Origin of the sequence: Spongiactinospora sp. TRM90649 (genome assembly GCF_029382225.1) — a bacterium.
Lineage (GTDB): Bacteria > Actinomycetota > Actinomycetes > Streptosporangiales > Streptosporangiaceae > Spongiactinospora.
In genome coordinates this window covers 95814-114693 of sequence record NZ_JARLTC010000013.1, presented here as the reverse complement: position 1 = coordinate 114693, position 18880 = coordinate 95814, and the positions used below count along the sequence as shown (strand labels likewise).

22 protein-coding genes are annotated in these 18880 nt (G+C 71.2%); 15 read left to right on the top strand and 7 right to left on the bottom strand.

All coding sequences use genetic code 11. From position 1 onward, the window contains the following. The first annotated feature begins 106 nt into the window (after positions 1–106). Together P3X83_RS18155 and P3X83_RS18150 are read left to right on the top strand one after the other, a co-directional pair. Complete coding sequence (locus P3X83_RS18155) at positions 107–682, top strand: TetR/AcrR family transcriptional regulator (RefSeq protein ID WP_277306293.1); 576 nt, start codon at positions 107–109, stop codon at positions 680–682. A gap of 9 nt (positions 683–691) precedes the next feature. Beyond that, positions 692–1090, top strand: a complete 399-nt coding sequence (locus P3X83_RS18150; protein WP_277306292.1) for a metalloregulator ArsR/SmtB family transcription factor — start codon at positions 692–694, stop codon at positions 1088–1090. 19 nt (positions 1091–1109) lie between these two features. Here the strand turns inward: P3X83_RS18150 and P3X83_RS18145 are convergent, their stop codons facing one another. Next, positions 1110–1349, bottom strand: coding sequence for a hypothetical protein (locus tag P3X83_RS18145; RefSeq protein WP_277306291.1), 240 nt, complete (start codon positions 1347–1349; stop codon positions 1110–1112). Between the two features lie 14 nt (positions 1350–1363). Continuing rightward, entirely contained in the window at positions 1364–1576 is a 213-nt protein-coding gene (locus P3X83_RS18140; protein ID WP_277306290.1) for a hypothetical protein, read from the bottom strand. Positions 1577–1731: 155 nt separating this feature from the next. Between P3X83_RS18140 and P3X83_RS18135 the strand changes: the two genes are divergently transcribed. After that, positions 1732–3147, top strand: coding sequence for a TIR domain-containing protein (locus P3X83_RS18135; protein ID WP_277306289.1), 1416 nt, complete (start codon positions 1732–1734; stop codon positions 3145–3147). After that, on the top strand, positions 3144–4931 hold the full coding sequence (locus P3X83_RS18130; protein ID WP_277306287.1) for an SPFH domain-containing protein: 1788 nt from the start codon (positions 3144–3146) through the stop codon (positions 4929–4931). The genes P3X83_RS18135 and P3X83_RS18130 overlap by 4 nt, the downstream gene beginning before the upstream one ends. Positions 4932–4945: 14 nt before the next feature. Here the strand turns inward: P3X83_RS18130 and P3X83_RS18125 are convergent, their stop codons facing one another. Further along, on the bottom strand, positions 4946–5365 hold the full coding sequence (locus P3X83_RS18125; RefSeq protein ID WP_277306286.1) for a hypothetical protein: 420 nt from the start codon (positions 5363–5365) through the stop codon (positions 4946–4948). 267 nt (positions 5366–5632) lie between these two features. On the opposite strand from P3X83_RS18125, the gene P3X83_RS18120 reads away from it, so the two are divergent. From P3X83_RS18120 to P3X83_RS18100, 5 genes are all read left to right on the top strand, one after another. Beyond that, positions 5633–6544 (top strand): DUF4231 domain-containing protein, encoded by a 912-nt coding sequence (locus P3X83_RS18120; RefSeq protein ID WP_277306285.1) that lies wholly within the window; start codon positions 5633–5635, stop codon positions 6542–6544. Positions 6545–6721: 177 nt separating this feature from the next. After that, entirely contained in the window at positions 6722–7693 is a 972-nt protein-coding gene (locus tag P3X83_RS18115) for a glycosyl hydrolase (protein ID WP_277306284.1), read from the top strand. A 56-nt stretch (positions 7694–7749) separates the two neighbouring features. Next, on the top strand, positions 7750–8127 hold the full coding sequence (locus P3X83_RS18110) for a VOC family protein (RefSeq protein WP_277306283.1): 378 nt from the start codon (positions 7750–7752) through the stop codon (positions 8125–8127). 15 nt (positions 8128–8142) lie between these two features. Next, a complete protein-coding gene (locus P3X83_RS18105; RefSeq protein WP_277306282.1) occupies positions 8143–8463 on the top strand; it encodes a metalloregulator ArsR/SmtB family transcription factor in 321 nt (106 codons plus the stop codon). Beyond that, positions 8460–8927 (top strand): SRPBCC domain-containing protein, encoded by a 468-nt coding sequence (locus P3X83_RS18100; RefSeq protein WP_277306281.1) that lies wholly within the window; start codon positions 8460–8462, stop codon positions 8925–8927. Before P3X83_RS18105 ends, P3X83_RS18100 begins: the two co-directional genes overlap by 4 nt. Before the next feature lie 5 nt (positions 8928–8932). Here the strand turns inward: P3X83_RS18100 and P3X83_RS18095 are convergent, their stop codons facing one another. The 3 genes from P3X83_RS18095 to thrS form a co-directional block, all read right to left on the bottom strand. Further along, the gene (locus tag P3X83_RS18095) at positions 8933–9703 is read right to left on the bottom strand and encodes a fumarylacetoacetate hydrolase family protein (RefSeq protein ID WP_277306280.1); all 771 of its coding nucleotides are present in this window, start codon (positions 9701–9703) and stop codon (positions 8933–8935) included. Positions 9704–9760: 57 nt separating this feature from the next. After that, positions 9761–10993, bottom strand: coding sequence for a hypothetical protein (locus P3X83_RS18090; RefSeq protein ID WP_277306279.1), 1233 nt, complete (start codon positions 10991–10993; stop codon positions 9761–9763). A 150-nt stretch (positions 10994–11143) separates the two neighbouring features. Then, a complete protein-coding gene (thrS, locus tag P3X83_RS18085; RefSeq protein ID WP_277306405.1) occupies positions 11144–12388 on the bottom strand; it encodes a threonine--tRNA ligase in 1245 nt (414 codons plus the stop codon). 401 nt (positions 12389–12789) lie between these two features. On the opposite strand from thrS, the gene P3X83_RS18080 reads away from it, so the two are divergent. The 6 genes from P3X83_RS18080 to P3X83_RS18055 all read left to right on the top strand — a co-directional run bounded on the left by P3X83_RS18080 (position 12790) and on the right by P3X83_RS18055 (position 17528). Then, a complete protein-coding gene (locus tag P3X83_RS18080; RefSeq protein WP_277306278.1) occupies positions 12790–13188 on the top strand; it encodes a hypothetical protein in 399 nt (132 codons plus the stop codon). After that, on the top strand, positions 13173–14048 hold the full coding sequence (locus P3X83_RS18075; RefSeq protein WP_277306277.1) for a hypothetical protein: 876 nt from the start codon (positions 13173–13175) through the stop codon (positions 14046–14048). Before P3X83_RS18080 ends, P3X83_RS18075 begins: the two co-directional genes overlap by 16 nt. A 140-nt stretch (positions 14049–14188) precedes the next feature. Continuing rightward, positions 14189–14968, top strand: a complete 780-nt coding sequence (locus P3X83_RS18070) for a fasciclin domain-containing protein (protein WP_277306276.1) — start codon at positions 14189–14191, stop codon at positions 14966–14968. A gap of 72 nt (positions 14969–15040) precedes the next feature. Further along, positions 15041–16048 (top strand): sigma-70 family RNA polymerase sigma factor, encoded by a 1008-nt coding sequence (locus P3X83_RS18065; RefSeq protein ID WP_277306275.1) that lies wholly within the window; start codon positions 15041–15043, stop codon positions 16046–16048. Positions 16049–16073: 25 nt separating this feature from the next. Further along, entirely contained in the window at positions 16074–16850 is a 777-nt protein-coding gene (locus P3X83_RS18060) for an alpha/beta hydrolase (RefSeq protein WP_277306274.1), read from the top strand. Positions 16851–16928: 78 nt separating this feature from the next. Beyond that, positions 16929–17528 carry a PspC domain-containing protein gene (locus P3X83_RS18055; protein WP_277306273.1) on the top strand — a complete coding sequence of 200 codons (600 nt, stop codon included), beginning with the start codon at positions 16929–16931 and terminating at the stop codon, positions 17526–17528. 11 nt (positions 17529–17539) lie between these two features. Here P3X83_RS18055 and P3X83_RS18050 read toward each other — a convergent pair whose 3' ends face one another. Next, entirely contained in the window at positions 17540–18853 is a 1314-nt protein-coding gene (locus P3X83_RS18050) for an MFS transporter (protein ID WP_277306272.1), read from the bottom strand. Positions 18854–18880 lie beyond the last annotated feature (27 nt).

Sequence of the window (18880 nt, the reverse complement as noted above, 5' to 3'; positions counted from 1 at the left end):
ACTGGGAATTCGTAGGTCATAGGGTGGCTCCCTAAGCCGGCCGGATTGATTACTTACATGAAAGTAAGCAATATGAGGGCCGGGGTCAAGGTAGTGGGAGAGTTGAATGGTCGGTCGGCGGTCGGACACCCGTGAGCGCATCCAGCGGGTCGCCCTGGAGATGTTCGCCGAGCGGGGTTACGAGAAGACGACGTTGCAGGAGGTCGCGGAGCGGCTCGGCATCACCAGGCCCGCGCTCTACTACCACTTCAAGGCCAAGTCCGACATCCTGGCCAGTGTCATCGAGGACATGATCGAGTCCATGGACGACCTGATCGGCTGGGCGCGGGCCCAGCCGGGCACGCCGGAGGCGCAGCGGCGGATCCTCGTCAGGATGGCGGAGCTGCTGGAGGGCCGGTGGCGTCCGCTGCTGCGGTTCGCCCAGGTGAACCAGGCGGTGATGGCCGAGATCGAGCCGGGCACACGGATGCAGGAACGGCTGACCGCCATGGTCTCGATGCTGGTCCGCCCGGACGCCACACCGGTGCGGCGCTTCGAGGCCAGGCTCGCGGTGCTCGCGCTCATCCTGGGGAGCGTGCGATTCGCCTTCGAGACGGATATGCCCGACGCCGAGCGGGCGGAGGTCGCCATGGAGGTCGCCACCAAGCTCATCGCCGGTCAGCCGGGGACCACCGGGCGTTAGAGTCATTGCATGGTTGCGCAAGTTCCTTCCGGCCCGCCGGTCGTGTCCGTCGATGCGATCGTCGAGGTGTTGAAGGCGATCGCCGATCCGATCAGGTTCCAGATCCTGAAGGCCGTGTCCGGGCAGGAGTGTCACGTCGGACAACTCGCTGAGAAGCTCGGCGCCCACGTCGCCGCCGTCTCCCAGCATCTGGCCCGCCTGCGTTCGGCGGGCCTGGTCAGCTCCCGTCGCGAGGGCACCCGAATCTACTACCGCACGGCCAACTCACACGTCGGCGGCCTGCTGAACGAGGCGGGCCTGCTGACCGGCTACGTCACCGGCGTCCTAGAAGACGACGCCGCCCCGCCCGCCACGACCCCGCCCAGACCCAACGTCATCCTTCATCCACGTCACCTCCATCCGGTCTGATCCGGTCCGATCAGATCTCTCACAGCACGTCCGACCGCAGGCCCGGAAAGACCTTGCTCACCTTCCCGAGGAGGGTGAGCAGGCCGTAGTCGGTGTGCTCACCCACTCCCCACCCGTCGTCGTCCGCGGGCGAGGGCGGGTAGTGGAAGATCCGGAACAGCACGGTGGGGTCCGCCGTGTAACCGGAGGCGAAGTAGTCCCCGGGCAGGCCGAGGCTGAGCGCTATGCCGCGCAGCACCGCCTGGGCCACGCCGGTCATCGTGTCCAGATAGGTCAGGAGGCCTCGCGCAGCTCCGGCACCTGGCGCGGGAACAGGTTCGGCCCGTGCAGCGGCGTGCCCGCGCGCACGCGGGGGTCGTCGGCGGGCGGTTCCGTGCCGAAGTAGACGCCCTCCTTGAAGTCGGGACGCCCGGAGGCGCGGGTGACGGGCTCGCCGTCGCCGCCGTTGACGAGTGGCGCGATGTCGATCACCGGCAGAGATGGCATCCCCCCATCATGGGGGACAGGGTTATATGTCGTAAATATCATTAAATCCCCGCCCTCGTATCGCGTATTTCCCATCGGGAACTGTAATCACGCTGTGACTTGTCGGCTTTAGTCTTACGAGGGGGATTCCGTAGGCTCAACTGGGGGGCGGCGGTTTGTCCAAATTATTCATTTGTTACGCGCGCCAGGACGCCTCCTGGGCCCGTGAGCTGGCCGAACGCCTGACCGATCACGGAATAGAGATCTTTTTCGACGAGTGGAGCCTGCTGCCCGGCGACGTGGTCGTCCATCAGGTCGAGGAGGCCATCAGAAAGGCCGCCGACGGAATCGCGATCTTCGGGCCCGGCTCGGCCCGCGACGGCCGGGCGCTCGCCGAATGCGCCGCCCTGATGCGCGCCGCCGCCGAAGACGGCCTGCGTTTCATCCCCGTCCTGTACGGCGGCGCCACCATCCCCCGGTTCGCCGCGGGCTGGATCTGGCGCGACTTCGGCCACGCCCGCGACGCGGCGCTGACGGCGCTGGTCGCCGAGCTGGCGGCCGAGGTGACCGGCGAGGCGACCGGCGCGAGCCTCGGCACTCGCGAGGAGATGGCCATGCCCGCCCCGCCCCGGCCGCTCACCCCGGCCGAGCGGTCCGTCGTGGTCTGCTACGCCCCCGCCGACGCCGCCTACGGACGGGCCCTGACAGGCCGGATCGGCGCGGCGGGACTGCCGGTGTGGTCCGTGCGCAGCCTGCGGCCGGGCGAACCGCACGTGTGGACCATCCGAGCCAGGCTCCGGCACGCCACCGTGATCGTCGTGGTGATGACCCCGCAGGCCCAGGACTCCGACGACGTCACCCGCATGATCCTCGAAGGCCAGTGGCACGGCCGGCCGTTCTTCCCGATCCTGCTTCGCGGCGAGCGCCACTACCAGCTCGCCAACCTGTCCTACCTGGACGCGCGGGCGGGCGGCCGTCCCGGCGACGAAGACGTCGCGACACTGCGGCGGCTGCACGAGGCCGCGCTGGAGGACCGGCCGGTCTCGGTGGCGGACGTGCTGCCGCCGCCACTGAGCGAGCCCGCCGTCCGGTCGGCCGTGCGCGTCCCGGCGTCCGTCTCGCTCGGCAGGCTGCGCGACTCGCTGGCGGCGGGCGAGGTCGAGCACGCCGACCTGCTGACCACCTCCGCCCTGCTGGAGGCCGCCGGGCGGCTCGGCGCGGGATGGCTGCGAAGAGCCGACGGCGAGCGGCTCACCGACCCGCTGCTGGCCGGGATCGACGCCCTGTGGGCCGCGTTCAGCGGGGGCGCGCTGGGCTTTCGCGCCCAGCTCGGCGCCGCCGGGATCCGCTCCGCGCGGCACGCCGAGTTCCTGTCCCTTTCGGTGCGCCTGGGCTGGCGGCGCTCGCCCGACGAGACGGTGCCCGTGTACCGGGAGTTCGCCGGGCGCGGCCAGTGGGAGGGGCAGGCCCGCCCCGGCTTCTTCCCGACCCTGCGCAACCCGCAGAGCGAGCGATACCTCGACTGGTACGACCAGTGGACCCAGACGGTCCTCACCGTGCACGGACGCCTGAAGGAGTGGGGGGAGAGATGACACCGTTCCTGGTGATCCTGGCCCTGGCGATGCTCGGCGCGGGGGCGTCGGTCGTCTACCGCGCGGGCCGCTGGATCGTTCCAGCCGGGCATGTGGGCGTCGTCCGCCGGGTGCGCGGGCCCGCCTACGGCGATCCGCGCTTCCGCAGGGTCACGCCGTACAACTCGCGCGGCATCCACGCGGTCACGCTGCCGCCCGAGCGCCCCCGCTGGCTGTTCCCCGGCCTCTACACGGTCGAGTACGTGCCCAGGGTGGACATCCCGGAGGGCAGCCTCGGGCTCGTCACCGCCCTGGAGGGCAAGCGGCGGCCCGCCGGGCAGCGGCTCGGCATGCCGGTGCCGTGCGACGACTTCCAGGACGGCCGGACCTTCCTGCTGAACGGAGGCGAGCAGGGCAGACAGGCGGCGACGCTGCCGGGAGACGCCTCCTACTACATCAACACCATGCTGTTCGAGGTCGAGGTGGTGCCCAGGACCTACGTGCCGTCCGGCACGGTCGGCCTGGTGCTGGCCGCGGCAGGGAAGGTCCGCGCGCCCGGCCGGCCGTTCGGCAGGCATGTGGAGTGCGACGACTTCCAGGACGGCGCGGCGTTCCTGCGCGCGGGCGGTGAGCAGGGCAGGCAGCTCGCCGTCCTGGCCGGTGGCACCTACTACGACATCAACCCGTCGCTGTTCGAGGTGATCACCACCGACGACCCCGGCGTGCGGGCCGACGAGGCCACCGCCAGGCAGTTGCGGGAGATCGACGTGCCGGTGGGCTACACCGGCGTCGTGATCACCCTGGACGGCGAGGAGCCCGCCGAGGAGGAGAAGGTCGGCCCGAGGATCGCGGGTCACCGCAACTATCGGCTGCCGTGGGTCTTCCTGGAGCACGGCGGGCGGCGCGGGGTGCAGGGCGAGACCCTCAAGGAGGGCACCGTCTACGCGCTGAACCCGTGGTTCGTCCGGGTGATGCTGGTCCCGACCTACGTGCTCAACATGGAGTGGAGCAAGAAGGACTCCGCCATGAAGGGCAACTACGACGCCAAGCTGGAGCAGATCGACGTCACCATCCAGGGCATCAGGCTCCAGGTGGACCTCTCCCAGACGCTGCGCATCCCGCCCGCCGTCGCGCCCACGCTGGTCAGCGAGTTCGGCAGCACCCTCAGCGCCGACGCCGGGGGCGGGCTCGTGGACGACCCGCTGCCGGTGCAGCGCTTCGTGGACCGGGTGCTCGGGGCCACGGTGGCGACCTACTTCAGCGAGATCGCCGCCGGGGCCACGGTCAAGGAGTTCCTGTCGGGCTACCTGGAGATCCGGACCGACCTGGCCGCCCAGGTCCGCAACGCGCTCAAGGGGTGGGGCGTGGAGGCGGTCCGCACCAACCTGGGGGAGTTCGAGTCACAGGACTCCGACTTCTACACCCATCGCAAGGAGGCGTTCGCGATGGAGGCCAGGGGCGACGTGCTGGCCATCGAGGAGCGCAACGTCGATCGGGAGGTGGCGATCGACAAGAAGCGGATGGAGGGCGAGCGGCTGCGGCTGATCATGGCGTTGCAGGCCGAGATCGACGTGTTCGGCCAGGAGAACGCCGTGGTGATGCGGATGATCCGGGAGATGTCCAACCTCCCGGTGCCGGAGGTCATCAGCGGCGACGTCTCGCAGTACCTGCAGTCCATGCCCCTGCAGATGGTCCGCGACCTGCTGCTGCGGGTACGCCGTGCGCGGGCCGACGACCCCCTCACCGAGGGCGGAGCGGCGGCCCGCGAGGTCGTCGAGTCGGTCACCCAGGAGTTGCCCGAGTGACCCTGGCGGGCTCGTCAGCTCGCGAGCGTCTTCGCCTCCCGGCCGTGCACGATGATCGCGTAGAGCGCCAGCACGTCGATCGCGATGATCACCAGCGACCACCAGGGGTTCAGCGCGATCCAGATGAGCTGGGTGATGGCGTTGATCACCAGCAGCACCACCGCGACGGCGCGCGCCCAGGTCTGGCCCACGCACAGGGCGAGGCCCGTGGCGAAGAGCAGGACGCCGAAGATCAGGTGAACCCATCCCCACCCGGCGAGGTTGAAGAGCAGCAGCCGGTTCGGCGTCTGGACGTAGAGGCTCTGGTTCACGATGGCGTACAGGCCGGTGATGATGTTGAATATGCCGACCATGAGCATGATGATTCCGGCGAACCATACCCAGCCCACCCAGCCGGTGACGGTCTGCTGCGGATGCCCTGCCTGATAAGTCATGGCTTGTCTCCTCGACGCGAGATCTGCCCCCTATGTTGGACTTTAGCCATGGCTGATAAATGTCCACGAAGCCGGGCGCTAAAGGAACCGCCAATGATTCTTTGAACTCGGGCGACGAGACGTGACGCCTGCGGAATCAACCCCTTTATGTGTGAGTTGGCACGCTTTTGTCGACGGGACTTCTGATCTCCCTCGTGAAGCACTTCTGAAGAACCTTTCCTGGCGGTAATCTGCCCTTTGGTGATGCTTCGGTGGGAGGGACGGAACATGGCCAGCGCCGATCCACTGCCCGACGACGCGCTGCCCGGCCTGTTCCAGGCCGCCGACCACGCGGCCGTGACCGGCCGGTCGAAATACCTCACCTCGACCGCGCTCCGGCTGGCGCTGATCGTCCTGGCCGCCGTCACCGCCGCCGCCTCGCTGCGGCTGGGCGGCTCGGGCGTCGACGTGCTGGCGCTGGTCACCGGCGTGGCGTTCGTCGCGGCCGTGCTGGTCGAGCTGTACCTGCTGGCCGAGCGGCCCGAGCGCACCTGGTACGACGGGCGCGCGCTCGCCGAGTCGGCCAAGACCCTCGCCTGGCGGTTCGCGGTGGGCGGCGTGCCGTACGTTAGGGACGCCGGCGAGCCCGAGGACGAGGTCGCCCTGCGGTTCCACAGGGAGATCGAGACCCTGCTGCTCGACGCCCCGGAGACCGGCATCGAGGCCACCACCGCGCCGGTCATCAGCGACCGCCTGCGCGGGCTGCGCGCCGGCGACTTCGCCGACCGCAGGACCGCCTACCTGGACGGGCGGATCGGCGACCAGCAGCGCTGGTACGCCGCGCGGGCCGCGCTCAACCGCTCCCGCGCCCACCTGTGGCGCGTCCTGCTGCTGGCCGTCGAGCTGTTCGGGGTGATCGCCGCTCTGCTGCGCGCCTTCGGCGTGGTGGGGATCGACCTGCCGGGCATCGCCGCCGCGATCGCGGGCGCGGGCGCGGCCTGGCTCGCGGTGAAGCAGCACGAGTCGCTGAGCCGGGCCTACGCGTTCGCCGCCAACGAACTGGCCATCGCCCGCTCCCGCCTGGAGAGCGCCGCGGACGAGACCCGCTGGGCCGCCGAGGTGGCCGACGCCGAGGAGGCGATCAGCCGTGAGCACACCATGTGGCGAGCCTCACGAACTGCCTTCCGGCGCCGCCACTGACCCGCCGTACCCAGCGTTCTGGAACGAAACACCCAGCAAATCCCCAGGTGCGACGCGTGGCAGGGGCGTCGGGGAGCGCATAGCGTGGCAGCGGGCCGTGGAACCGGGGCGGCCCCGTGCCACGCATGCGAAAGGTGCAGAATGACCTCCCAGCTCCAACCAACGGGAGGTCGGGCCGTGCTCCGCCGCCTGGGCGCGGTCACCGCCGCGCTCGCCGTCCTCGGCACCGCCGTCGCGTGCTCCCAGCCGTCCGAGGCCCGCCTGGTGCCTGCCGGCGGGGCCTACTGGGGCATGTACGTCCCGCCGCCCGAGCAGGGCACCCTGCTCTCGGCCATCACCGGCATGGAGAGCTCGATCGGCCGCAAGCTCGACATCGTCTTCACGTACCACGACATGTCGACCACCGACAACGGCGCGCTGCTAAAGGCCGACGAGCCGCAGATCGGCCGTGACCGGATCCTCCTGCTGAGCTGGGAGGCCAAGCTCTGGCACGAGAACCGCGAGATCCGCTGGCGCGACATCGCCGACGGCAAGCTCGACGCCACGGTCATCGACCCGCAGGCCGCACGGATCAAGGCGTACGGCAAGCAGGTCATGCTCGGCTTCGACGGCGAGATGGAGCGCAAGACCGCCAGCGGCACGCCCGCCGACTACGTCGCCGCCTACCAGCACATCTACGACCGGTTCAAGGAACTCGGCGTGACCAACGTGGACTGGGTCTGGGCCGTCACCGGCTACAGCGAGTACCGCCCGCGCTGGAAGTCCTACTACCCGGGCCACGACTACGTCGACTGGATCAGCTACGACCCCTACAACTTCGGCCCCTGCCGCGACGCCCCCTGGCAGAGCTTCGAGCAGACCCTGAAGCCCACCTACGACTGGTTCCAGGAGAACGGGTTCGAGGACAAGCCGATCGTCATCGGCGAGTACGGCACCGAGGCCGACCCGGACCGCCCCGAGGCCAAGGCCGAGTGGTACCGGGGCATCCCCGCCGCGCTGGCCAAGATGCCCAACATCAAGGCCCTGCTGCAGTGGAACGCGGTGCTCGAAGACCAGCGCGGCTGCGACTTCCGCCTGGAGGGCACCGGGGTTCTTGAGGCGTTCGCCGAGGCGGGGAAGGCGCCGCACGTGAACCAGCCGCTGCCCTGAACACATTTTCGAGGTTCGAGTGACAGGTAGGAATTTCCCTACCTATAGTGGTGTCCATGACGACCACTCAGATCACTCACGCCAGATTCGTCTCCGTGCCCGTCGCCGACCAGGACCGGGCACTCGACTTCTACACCGGTGCGCTCGGCTTCGAAGTGCTCATCGACCAGCGGATGGGGCCGAAGCGCTGGATCCAGGTCGCCCCCAAGGGCGCACAGACCGGCTTCACCCTGATCGCGGACGATCCCTCCTACGCGCCGGGCTCGGCGCGTGGCATCCTGCTGGAGACCTCCGACCTCGACGGCGACTGCGCCCGCCTCACCGAGGCCGGGATCCCGGTCGAGGGCCCGGCCGACCTGCCCTGGGGACGCCAGGCCACCCTGACCGACCCGGACGGCAACGCCTTCGTGCTCGCCGCCCCCGCCGCCTTCTGAGTCCCCGTGCCCTCCGTGGAGACGGCCGGGGACCGGGTGTTCGCGGCGCTGGCCAGCCCGATCCGCCGCCGGGTGCTGTGGATGCTGCGCGAACAGGGGCCACAGCCGGTGGCCCACCTGGCCGGGCACTTCGACATGGCCCGCCCCAGTTTCTCCGAGCACCTGCGGGTGCTGCGGGACGCCGGGCTGGTCAGCGAGCGCAAGGTCGGCCGCAACCGGCTCTACCGGCTGGAGGCGGTTCCATTGCACGACGTGCAGGAATGGCTCACGCCGTTCGAGCGGTACTGGCGCGAGCGCCTCACCGGCCTGCGTGACGTACTGGACACGATGGATTGAACGCCGACCCAGAAGACACCGACGACACCGGCACCGTGCGGGTCGACCAGTTCCTCTCGCACCCGCCCGCCAAGGTGTGGCGGGCGCTGACCGAACCCGACCTGATCGCCAGGTGGCTGATGCCGGGTGACTTCCGGCTGGAGGTCGGTCACCGCTACACCATGCGCGCCACCGCCATCCCGGTGACCGGGTTCTCCGGCACCGTGCTGGCGGAGGTGCTGGCCTTCGAGCCGGAGCGGATGCTCCGGGTCGGCTGGCAGGACGCCGACCCGGGGTCGGCCGCGAACGCGGACTGGACGATCACCTGGACGCTCTTCCCGGAGGGCACGGGCACCCGGCTGTTCCTGGAGCACGCGGGTTTCGATCCGGACAACCCGTTGCAGCAGCGGGCCCGCTCCATCATGGGGTCGGGCTGGCGCGGCGCCGTCATGCGCGGCCTGATCGCGGCACTCGACGCCATGTGAGCGGGCTAGCCGGTGGTGACCTTCAGGTGCGCCAGGCCGTCCAGGGTGGCGGTGACCGTGCCGCCCGGTGGCGCGGGAAGGGGCGGGCAGAGCGTGCCGGTCATGATCAGGTCGCCCCGGCGTAGCGGGTGACCGAGGGCGGCCAGGTGGGCGGCGGCCCAGGCGACGGCGGCGGCCGGGTCGCCGAGCACCTGGTCGCTGCCTCCGGCCGACGTGCGGTCCGCGCAGCTCAGCGTCGCCCGCAGCCCGGTCAGGTCGGTGGCGCGGACGACCGGGCCGAGGACGACCGCCACGTGGCTGACGTTGTCGGCCACCAGCGGCGTCGCGGTCCCCGCCCCGCCCTCCCACCGGCTCGCCACGAACTCGACCGCCAGGCGGGGCCGGGCCGACGCCCGGACCAGGTCGGGCGTGGTGCCCGGCGGCAGGTCGGCGCCGAGTTCGTAGGCGACCTCCGCCTCCGCCAGCAGGCCGGAGGCGAAGACCGGGACGGCGTCGCCCTCAGCGGTCGGTTCGCTGATCAGGTCGGCGGTGAGGAATCCGGTGACCGGATGCGCCACGCCCATGGCCCGCCGCGCGGCGGCCGAGGTGACGCCGATCTTCCAGCCCGCGTGCCGGGCCCCGGCCGCCAGCGCGATCTCGCGCATGGCCCGCTGGCAGCGGTAGGCCCCCGCCAGGTCGAGGCCGGGCGGAAGACCCTCCCGGGGGATCGTCGTACCGGCCCGTCGCGCGCCGAGCAGCCGTTCCGCCAGGTCCCGGCAGGGATCTCCGTTCTTCATCCGCCAGAGCCTATGGTCCTGGTTCGTGAGGATTACGACCGACCCCATGGAGGGCCGCTATCGTTCGCCGTTCAGCGCGGTCAGTACCGCCACGATCTCCGTCGTGGCCGCCGCCAGCTCGGTGGCGGCCGAGCGCAGCAGCGCGTGGACCTGGCTCGCGTGCTCCTCCAGCCCCGGCAGCGTCAAACCGGTCGCTCCCGCCGGGCCGGTGAAGAACGCCAGCCGGTCCAGCGGCACGGCCAGCGAGTCCGTGAGGTGGCCCGCGCCGGTCAGCGCGCCGACCAGCCGCGTGGACTCCGCCTCGCCGAGCCCCAGCGCGGCGAGCGCGCCCAGGTCGAAGCGGTAGGGGTCCTCCTCGGCCAGGATAGAGGCCACCCGGGCCGCGACCGCGGACCGGTCGGCCTCGGTGAACCCCTCGTCCAGTCCGAGCGAGGTCTCGGCCCGCGCGAACGCCGCCCGCAGCTCCTCGCGGACGCGCCCGCCGACGGTGCAGGGGCCCTCCAGCAGGCCCGCCACCCGCCGGGCCACCGCCCGGTCCGCGATCACCTCGAAGTCCGCAGTGGTGAACGCGCACTGGGAGTCCCGCAGCCCGGCGCGCAGCAAGGACAGGACCTCGGGGAGGACATCGTCGATACCGGCGTTGACGGCGAACCGGGCGGCGTTGGCCGGGTCGGCGAAGAACTCCGGCCGCAGCACCTCGCCGGAGGCGTCGATGTATCCCCGGAAGACCAGGTTCTCGTACAGCTCGGCCCGCTCGGCGGCGTTCAGCCCGGCCAGCCGCGCCAGGTCGGAGGGGTAGAACCAGGCGGGCTCCGCCGCCTCCCCCGGGTCCGGTTCGCGGCCGGCATTGAGGTCGCGGACGAGCGTGAACAGCGCGTCCCGGTACGCGCCGAAGTCACGCGACAGCCGCAGCCCCGCGGGGACGGCGGGCAGCCGGTCCGCCACCAGCGCGCCGTCCGGGCGCAGGTGCCCCGCCGCGACCAGGCTGTTATAGATCTTGCAGGTCAGCCGGTCGCCCAGGTCGAGCCGGAGCCCCAGGAAGTCCTCCCTGGTGATCACACCCAGCCCGGTGACCGCGTCGTAGGCCGCCGCCCGCGCCTTGGCCACGTCCAGGTTCGGCGGCCGCCCGTCGCGCGGCGAGAGCCCGCCGCCGTCATGGGCGGTCAGCACGTCGTGCACGACCTGGGCGGCGCGCTCGCCGAACCGTTCCGACACGAACAGGCCAGGCGACAGCCGCACCGGCGCGGCGGGGGAGTGGACTGCCCGCGCCTCGTCTTCGTCCACGCGCAAGAAACCCTCCAGAGTGGAAGCACCCCCCGATACCGCCGATTCATGGTGACTCGGAGGTGACTGGACGGATACTCACCGGATGGGTGACACAATGCTGATCGACTCGCACGAGAATCAGGCGTAACGGAAACCCCCGCCGAACCGAACGGATCAGGCCGCGGCGTCCCACAGCTCGGCCGAGCGCCGCGCGGTCAGCGCGCCGATCCGGTCCACCGCCTCGGCCACCGGCAGCGGATCCAGCCGCCGGCCGTCCCGCAGCCGCAGCGCCACCGCGCCGTCCGCGACCTCCCTGGGCCCGATCACCGCCTGGTACGGCACCAGCCGCGCCTGCCGGATCCGCGCCCCGAGCCCGCCCTCCACCGGCCCGGCCAGCTCGGCCCGCAACCCGGCGTCCACGCAGCGCTCGACCAGGGCGGCGGCGTCCGGCACCTCGGCGTCCGAGAGCGGCAGCGCCACCACCTGCACCGGGGCCAGCCAGCCGGGGAACGCCCCGGCGTAGTGCTCGATGAGGTGCGCGACCAGCCGTTCGACGCTGCCGATCACACTGCGGTGGACCATGACCGGCCGGTGCGAGCCGCCGTCGGCCCCGGTGTAGGACAGGCCGAACACCTCCGGCTGGTGGAAGTCGATCTGCACGGTGGACAGGGTGGTCTCCCGCCCGGCCGGGTCGGCGATCTGCACGTCGATCTTGGGCCCGTAGAACGCCGCCTCGCCCTCGGCGGCCTCGTACTCGATGCCGGCCTTGTCCAGGACGTCGGCCAGCATCGCCCCGGCGCGCTCCCACATCTCCGGGTTCGCCACGTACTTGCCGCCAGGACCCGGCAGCGAGAGCCGGTGGCGCACCGGCCGGACGCCCAGGTCGCGGTGGGCGGCCCCGATCATCTCCAGCGCCGCCCGCGCCTCGTCCACCGCCTGGTCCAAGGTGCAGAACACGTGGGCGTCGTTGAGCTGGATCGAGCGCACGCGGGTCAGCCCGCCCAGCACCCCGGACGGCTCGGAGCGGTACATCGCGCCCAGCTCGGCCATGCGCAGCGGCAGCTCCCGGTAGCTGCGCCCGCGCGAGCGGAAGATCAGCGCGTGGTGCGGGCACAGGCTCGGCCGCAGCACCATCTCCTCGGCGCCCAGGCTCATCGGCGGGAACATGTCCTCGCTGTAGTGCGCCCAGTGGCCGGATATCCGGTACAGCTCCTTCTTGCCGAGCACCGGCGAGTAGACGTGCCGGTAACCGGCCCGGCGCTCGGCCTCGCGCACGTAGTCTTCGAGCGCCTGCCGTACGGCGGCGCCCGCGGGCAGCCAGTACGGCAGGCCGGCGCCGATCAGCGGATCGGTGCCGAACAGCTCCAGCTCACGCCCGAGTCTGCGGTGGTCGTGCATCGCGGTCTCCTCACGATCGATCGGGTGAGGCGAGCGACCGCAAGGCGAAACCCCGGGGCACTCGCCCCGGGGCCTGGTGTAACGCAGTGGTCAGCGCGCCGGGACGGTCTCCGGCGTCGTCGTCATGGCGGCACGCTGCATGCGTGCAACGGTAGCAGCGGCAGGGCCGTCGCGGGGGCTCAGCGCCCGGTGTCGCCGGCGACCCTTCCGGATACTCCCGGTGGCCCGCGTCCCCACCCCGTGAGGTTACGGGGGGGACGTGACCCGTCGCGCGGAGTATGAGAAATCCTAAATTGGGACCGATTTCGACGAATTATGCGATAAACAATGGCATGAGGACCCTTCGGCTGAGACCGAAAACACGGGCCGGGGACTGTGACGCGAATTCCTTATCACGTTCCGCGATAGCGTGGCGGCTTTCCGTGACGTTCGTCGTCGTGGCCGGTCTGTTCTACGGCACCATCGCCGGCGACGATGATCTGTTCCCTTTGGGCCCCATGGTCCAGTTCGCGTTCAGCGTGCCCCCGGACGGCGAGATCCGTTCCCTCCACCTCGAAGCGGAGATCGCCGGAGGGCGGCGGGTGGAGATCCCGATCGAGCCGTGGAGCGTCGGCACGCGGCGGGCGGAGATCGAGGGACAGGTCCGCAGATACCGGCGTGACCCGTCGCTGCTGAGGCCGATGGCGGTGGCGCACGCCCGGCTGCGGCCCGCCGATCCACGGCCCACCGTGCTGCATCTGGTGACCAGGGTGATCAAGCTGAAGGACCGCCGGCCGTCCGGTGAGTCCGTGATCGAGGAGGCGGTATGGGCGGTGCGCTGATCCGCTGGATGTTCCCGGACGTCGCCCCCCGCCGGGTCGCGGTGCTGCGGGTGCTGGTCTATCTGTTCGTCCCGCTGGACATGCTGCTGTTCACGGCGGGAGTGTTCCAGCACCCGCACAATCCGGGCGGATACCGCCCCGTCCTGATCGCCCGGCTGCTCGGCCTGCCCGCCCCCGTCGAGGGTGTCGTGATCGGGGTCTTCGTGCTGGTCGTGGCCGCCTGCCTGGTCGCGGCCACCGGACGGCTCCCGCGCGCCGCCGGATACGCCGCCGCGCTCGGCTTCGGGTACTGGGCGCTGATGGCGATGTCGTTCGGCAAGGTGGATCACGACCACCTCGCCCTGCTTGTCGCGCTGTTCGCGCTGCCGAGCGTGGGCCGGCTCGGCGACGGCCGGGCCTCGCCGCAGGCGGCGGGCTGGACGGTGCGGGTGGTGCAGATCGCGGTGGTCGCCACCTATTTCCTGTCGGCTTGGGCGAAGATCCGGTGGGGCGGCTGGGAGTGGCCGAACGGCGCGACCTTCCAGTGGGCGATCAGCCGCCGGGGAACCTTCATCGGCCATCTGGTGGAGGGCCTGCCCTGGCTGATTCACATGGGTCAGTGGGTGCTGCTCATCGCCGAGGCGCTGACCCCGCTGCTGCTGTTCGCGTCCGGGCGGGCGCTGTACGCGGGGGTGGCGTTCTTCGCGGCGTTCCACCTGGTCACGTGGCTGGCCATCGCGATCCACTTCCTGCCGCTGGTGGTGTGCCTGACGGCGTTCCTGCCGCTGGAGCGGCTGCCCCGCAGGGGGCGGGGATTTGGGGAGAGCATTCGAGAACTTGCCCTCCGGCGTACGAAATCGGGGGACCCTATTGCATCTTAGTGGTATATAGGGGATATGTGCTTATAAGTGCGTATCTAGAGGGAGATGCGTATTTTTCGGGGGCATGCCGTAAACGGATGGATCCCACACGAATCCGCTGGGACGAGGATCCGGCGTTTATCGGTCGAAGGAGAACCACCGTGAAGAGCAGGACCGTACGTCTCGCGTCGGGCCTGGCCGTACTGGCCCTGGCCCCGCTCGCCCCCTTCGCCCAATCGCCCGCGTTCGCCGTGAGCACGCCGTACGCGGTGACCCCGGAGCCGCCACCGGCACCGGACGAAACCGACGGCGGCGAGACCAGCCCGTACCCGGAAGACACCGAGACGCCCGAAACGACGGAAACCCCCGGGACCGAGAGCCCGGAGACCACCGCCACTCCGGGCGCGACCGCTACTCCCGGGATGACGGCCACGCCCGGGGCCACGCCCGGTGCGCCCGGCGCGCCGGTCGGCCCCGCGTGCGCGGAGCTCCCGCAGTCGGGCAAGGGCAGCCTCGCCGAGTTGGCCAAGCAGCCCGCGGCGACGGCCATCGCCGACATCCCGCAACTGGCCACGCTGTCCAAGGCCATCGACGCGGCCGAGCTGAAGGACAAGCTGGACCAGGCGGAGAACGTCACCATCTTCGCGCCCACGGACCAGGCGTTCCAGCAGATCCCGCGCGACGAGCTGGACACGCTGCTCGGCAACAAGGAAGAGCTCACCAAGGTCCTGAACGCGCACGTCGTCGACGAGCGGGTGTCCAAGGAAGACCTGGCCAACGCCAAGCTCACCAACGCCGACGGCGGCGAGCTGACCGTCACGGGCTCCGGCGACCAGTTCACCATCAGCGGTGAGGGCATCGAGGCGAAGATCGTCTGCGGTGCCATCCCGGTGAAGAACGGCACGCTCTACCTGATCGACAAGGTCCTGATGAGCGAGTGACCGATGGCTTCCGGACCGCCGTCCCCCTTCGAAGGGGCGGCGGTCCGGTCATGCCGGACCGATGATGGACCTATGAACGTTCGCATCGGAGGCGACGACCAGACCACGCGGGAGGTCGGCGAGACCGCCCTGGAGGAGTGCCGGATCGAGCTGACCGGCTACTGCTACCGGATGCTCGGCTCGGCCTTCGAGGCGGAGGACGCCGTCCAGGAGACGTTCGCCCGCGCGTGGCGCAACCGCGACCGGTACGACCCGGCGCGCGGGCCGCTGCGGCCTTGGCTGTTCCGGATCGCCACCAACATCTGCCTGGACCTGCTGCGCGGCGCCGGCCGCAGGGCCCGCCCCGTCGATCTTGGACCCGCCGCCCGGCCCGGCCCCGAACTCGGCGCGCCGCTGCCGGAGTCCGCCTGGGTCCAGCCGATGCCCGACCACCGGGTGCTGCCGCCCGCCGCCGACCCCGCCGAGGTGGCGGTGGCGCGGGAGACCGTACGGCTGGCCTTCGTGGCCGCCCTGCAGGCGCTGCCGCCACGGCAGCGCGCCGTGCTCATCCTGCGCGACGTGCTGTGCTGGCGCGCGGCCGAGGTCGCCGGGCTGCTGGGCGGCACCGTGGCGTCGGTGAACAGCGCGCTGCAGCGCGCCCGGGCCACGCTGGCCGAGCGCGGGCCGTCCGGGACGGCTCCCGCCGCGACCTCCGAGGCCGTGGAGCGCGACCTGGTCGACCGATACGTGGACGCCTTCCAGCGGTACGACGTCCAGGCGCTGGTGGCGCTGCTGCACGAGGACGTCACGATGTCGATGCCGCCGTTCGACTGGTGGCTGCGCGGTCTGGCCCACGTCCGCACCGCCCTGCTGAACTCGGACGGCACCTGCCTGAACTCCCGGCTGGTCCCGATGCGGATGAACGGCGCCGCCGGGTTCGGCCACTACCTGCCGGACCGCGAGACCGGCCGGCCGACCCCCTTCGCGATCGTGGTCATCGAGGTCGCCGGCGACCGGATCGTGTCGACCACCTCGTTCATCGACGGCGCGCCCCTGTTCCCGCTGTTCGGGCTGCCCCCGGAGCTCGAACCGATGAGTTAGCGAGGGCGGATTCGTAGACATGGGCATGGAACACAACACATCCATCGTCGAGGTCAACGGCGTGCCCACGTGGTACGCCTCCTGGGGCACCGGAGAGCCGGTCGTCCTGATGCACGGCGGGTTCAGCGACTCCCGTGACTTCACCGGCGGCCCGGAGGTGCTCGCCGGGCGGCACGGCTTCCGCGTCCTCACTCCCGACCGGCGCGGGCACGGACGCACGGCCGACGTCGAGGGGCCGATCACGCACGAGCTGATGGCCCAGGACATGATCGCGTTCATCGAGCGGGTGGCGGGTGGTCCCGTCCACCTGGTCGGTTACAGCGACGGCGGCACGGTCGCGCTGCTGGTGGCGCTGCGGCGTCCCGACCTGGTCCGGCGGCTGGTGCTGATCAGCGCGTCCTACTCGCTGGACGGGCTGATCATCAAGCCGGAGCCGGGCGGCGAGATGCCGCCGCCGGTGGCCGCGGCCTACGGGGAGGTGTCGCCGGACGGCATCGAGCACTTCCCCGTGGTGGTGGCCAAGCGGATGGCCGAGGTCGAGGCGGGGGAGGACCCGATCGGCCCCGCCGAGCTGGGCACGATCCCGTGCCGGACGCTGGTGCTGTCGGGCGACGACGACCTCGTACGACTGGAGCACACGATCGACATCTACCGGCGGATCCCCGACAGCGAACTGGGGGTCGTGCCGGGGACGTCGCACGTGCTGCTGGCCGAGAAACCCGAGCTGTGCACGCATCTCATCGTCGAGTTCCTGAGGTACGATCCGGTGCCCACCTACATCCCCATCCGCCGGGCGACCTGAGGCCCAGGGTCGGGCCGGGGGTAAGGCCAGGGGGAATCCCGATGTGGAACAAACCCCCACAAGGGCAGTCTTAATGCCATGAACGACTACATGGGCACCAAGAGATTGCACCGCACGCGTAGGGGACGGATCGTCGGCGGGGTGTGCTCCGGAATCGGAGAGTACACCGGCATCGACGCCAACATCATCCGGATCGGGCTCGGAGTCGCCACCTTCTTCGGCGGGCTGGGCGTCGCGATCTACGCGGCGGGCTGGCTGCTGCTGCCCGAGGAGGGCAAGGAGAACTCGATCGTCCAGGATCTGGTGGAGAAGCAGAAGGCGGGCACCGCGCCCTGGCAGCAGCAGCAGGGCACGTGGCACCAGGCGGACGGGCAGGCCTCGCCGTACCAGTACACGCCTCCGGCGGGCGGCCCGCGGCCCGGCGCCGGCTTCGGCGCCCCTGGGACGCCCGGGACCGGCTACGGCGCTCCGGGTGCTCCCGGAACCCCCGGCGGCACCGGCGAGCCCTCTGACGCCCCCTACAGCCCGCCCTCGGCCCCTTCGGCTCCCTCGGCTCCGTCCGCACCGGCGGCCCCCTCGGCTCCGGTGGCTCCCTCGGCTCCGCGCCAGGACACGCCGGTGGACGCGCCGGTGGACGAGCCGGCCGCGCCCCCGCAGACCGGTGACCAGCGCGGGTGACCCCCGGGTGATCACGTGGTCGAGCCGGAACGCACCTCGCTGACAGGATTCGCACGGGACTCGGTCCAGAGCAGGGCCAGCACCGCGGCCGACACCAGCCCGGCCGCACCGGCCAGGGCGACGACAGGCTCCGGACCGAGTTCCTGGGCGGCGACGCCGCCCACCAGGATGCCCAGCCCCTGCGCGGCGAGCAGCCCCGACTGGACCAGCCCGAACGCCTGGCCGCGCCGTTCGGCCGGGACGGACTGCACGAAGGCGGCGTTCGCGGCGAGCTGGTAGGCACCGCCGATGCCGGACAACACCCACAGCCCGAGGACCACCCATAACGGCGGGCGCAGCGCGCACGCGATGAGCGGAGCGCAGCTCAGCATGGCCAGCCAGCCCATCACCCGGAGACGGGTGTCCGGCTCGACGAACCGGCTGAAGGCGAACGCGCCGATCACCGTGCCCGCGGGCATGGCGGCCATGAGTAACCCGGTCACCACCGGCAGCGCCGCGGGATCGGTCGCAAGCGTCGCCGCGTAGGGCGCCGAGATCCCCTCCGGCAGGACGTAGAACCCGCACAGCCAGGCGAACAGCACCAGGGTGCGCAGCCGCCGGTCGCCGAAGACCAGGACGGCCCCCGCCCTGGCCATCGACCACATCGAGGGCCGCCCGGCCTCGCCGCCGGAAGGCGCGCCGGGACGCCGCCGTACCCCGGAGACCAGGATCAGGGCCGAGGCCAGGAAGGTCGCCGCGTCCAGCGCCAGCGCCCGGTACGGCCCCATCGCCGCGATCACCGCGCCGCCCACCGCGAACCCGAGCATCTGCACCGCCTGGTTCGTCATGTTCTGCAGCGCCGACCCCGCCACGTAGCGGTCGTCCTCAAGGATCTCCGGCAGCAGCGCCGCCCGCGCCGCCGAGAACGGCGCGCTGAGCAGGACCACGCAGAAGACCAGCACGCAGAGCACCGCGAACGGCATGCCCGGCACGGCCATCAGGGCGACCAGGACCGCCCGCACCACGTCGCACCAGATCATCACCCCGCGCCGCGCGTAGCGGTCGGCGAGGCCCGCCAGGAACGGCCCGCCCAGGATCGGCGGCAGGTAGGTCAGCGCGTAGACGGCGGCCGTGGCCAGCGCGGACTGCGTGCGGTTGTAGACCAGCACGGCGAGCGCGACCTGGGCGAACTGGTCACCGAGGAGGGAGAGGCCCTGCGCGTACCACAACGCGCGGAACTCACCGATGGCGATGACCTCGCCGTAGGTGGCTCGGCGATCGGACGCGCGGCCGTCGGACGCACGGCGATGCCTCCCCGACAGCCGCTCGGGCTTGGTTGCCGCCATAGGACTCCGCTAACTCGCAGGAGGACC